Here is a 2,337-nt window from a genome sequence, read left to right on the forward strand (position 1 = left end):
CCACTGCTGTGAGGCGGGGTCCCACTGCCAGCCGTCCTGGATGATCGGCTGCTCCGCCGGTGCACCCGGGGCCACCTGCCCCTGGTTCCACTGCTGCGTGAACGCCGGGTTGGAGGAGCCGCCGCTGCCGAAGTTCAGGCCCGATCCGGGGACCGGGTCCTCGCCGTGGCCGAACAGGAGCGGGTAGAGCAGACCGGCCACCGCACCGCCGATGAGCGGGGCGGGGATGAACGGCCAGAGCTGGACGAGCCAGTCGCCGCCGCTGAAGATGGCCGGGCCGATCGAACGCGCCGGGTTGAGCGAGGTGCCGGTCAGCGGGATCAGCATGAAGTGGATGACCGCGAGGGTCACACCGATGGCCAGCGGCGCCATCATCGCGTTCGCGGCGTTGCGCTTGTCGGTGACGGCGAGGATCACGAAGACGAACAGGAACGTGAAGATGACCTCGATGAGGAACGCCGCCCACCACGCGTAGTCGTAGCCACCGGCGCTGAAGCCGTTCGTGCCGAGCGGAGCGTCGACGTCGAACGCCTCGAAGCCGTCGATCCCGAGCAGCAGGATCATCAGCACGAGTGCGCCGGCGATGCCGCCGGCGATCTGGGCGCCGATGTAGGTGATCGCGTCCTTCCATGACGTACGGCCGCCCAGCGCCGCGCCCACCGAGACGGCAGGGTTGAAGTGGCCGCCGGAGACCCGTCCGAAGGCGTAGGCCATCAGGGTCACGGTCAGGCCGAACGCCAGGCCGGTCTGGACGATCTCGCCGCTGTTGACCACGGCGACGCCGCAGCCGATCAGGACGAGCGCGAAGGTGCCGATGAACTCGGCCAGGAGCTTGTGGACCGTGGTCGGTGGTGCTTCGACGGAGGCGTCAGCCATGGCTACGTCAGTCATATCTCTTCTCTTCCTCGGATCGGGTCCCGAAAGCGAACCGGGTTACGCCATTCACTCTAATCACTAGGGTGGGGGTCGAACGGGACGCCGGTCCCACGCGTCAGGTATCTTGACGTCAAGAATCCCATCCCACGGCCCAGGAGCGACGCCCGGAATGTCGAGCATCATCTACACCCACACCGACGAGGCGCCGCTGCTCGCGACGTACTCCTTCCTCCCGATCGTCGAGGCGTACGCCGCCAAGGCAGGAGTCGCGTTCGAGACGCGCGACATCTCCGTGGCTGCGCGGATCCTCGCCCAGTTCGGCCTCGCCGACGACGCCCTGACCGAGCTCGGTGAGCTGGCCAAGACGCCCGAGGCCAACATCATCAAGCTCCCCAACGTCTCCGCCTCGATCCCGCAGCTCAAGGGCGCGATCAAGGAGCTGCAGGGCCAGGGCTTCGACATTCCGGACTACCCGGAGGCGCCCGCGACCGACGAGGAGAAGGCGGTCCGCGCCAAGTACGACAAGATCAAGGGCTCCGCGGTCAACCCGGTCCTGCGTGAGGGCAACTCCGACCGTCGTGCCCCCGCGTCGGTGAAGAACTACGCGAAGAAGCACCCCCACACGAACAAGCCGTTCCCCGAGGGGTCGAAGACCAACGTCGCGACCATGAAGGACAACGACTTCGCGCACAACGAGAAGTCCGTGACCCTCGCCCAGGACGACACCCTGTCGATCGTCCTCGAGACGTCCGCCGGCGACACCATCGTGCTCAAGGAGGGCCTCAAGGTCCTGGCCGGCGAGATCGTCGACGGCACGAAGATGGAGGCCGCGCACCTGCAGGCCTTCCTCGCCAACGCGCTCGCCAGGGCCAAGGCCGACGACGTGCTGTTCTCGCTGCACCTCAAGGCCACGATGATGAAGGTCTCCGACCCGATCATCTTCGGACACGTCGTGAAGGCCTACTTCGCTGACGTCTTCGAGAAGTACGGCGCCGATCTGGCTGCCGCGGGCCTGTCGGCCAACGACGGCCTCGGTGCCATCCTGTCCGGCCTGGACGCACTGCCGAACGGCGCCGAGATCAAGGCCGCCTTCGACGCCGCCCTCGCCTCGGGTCCGCGCCTGTCCTACACGAACTCCGACAAGGGCATCACGAACCTGCACGTGCCCTCCGACGTGATCGTGGACGCCTCCATGCCCGCCCTGGTCCGCAACGGCGGCCGCCTGTGGGGCTCCGACGGCGGCGAGGACGACACCCTCGCGGTCATCCCGGACTCGTCGTACGCCGGCGTCTACCAGGCCGTCCTCGACGACGTGAAGCGCAACGGTCCGCTCGACCCGGCCACCATCGGCACGGTTCCCAACGTCGGCCTGATGGCCCAGGCGGCCGAGGAGTACGGCTCGCACGACAAGACCTTCGAGATCGCCCAGAACGGCACCGTCCGCGTCCTGGCGTCGAACGG

General features: G+C 67.6%; 1 protein-coding gene and 1 pseudogene. One reads left to right on the plus strand and one right to left on the minus strand.

Annotation, left to right across the window (positions count from 1 at the left end):
* A partial coding sequence (locus ACOADB_RS13320; RefSeq protein ID WP_378599294.1) for an MIP/aquaporin family protein occupies positions 1-876 on the minus strand: 876 nt, incomplete at its 3' end.
* A gap of 169 nt (positions 877-1,045) precedes the next feature.
* On the opposite strand from ACOADB_RS13320, the pseudogene ACOADB_RS13325 reads away from it, so the two are divergent.
* Positions 1,046-2,337 (plus strand): annotated as a pseudogene (locus ACOADB_RS13325) (NADP-dependent isocitrate dehydrogenase); the annotation flags it as partial.

Source organism: Nocardioides sp. CPCC 206348 (assembly GCF_048654705.1).
In the GTDB taxonomy this organism is placed as follows: Bacteria; Actinomycetota; Actinomycetes; order Propionibacteriales; family Nocardioidaceae; genus Nocardioides.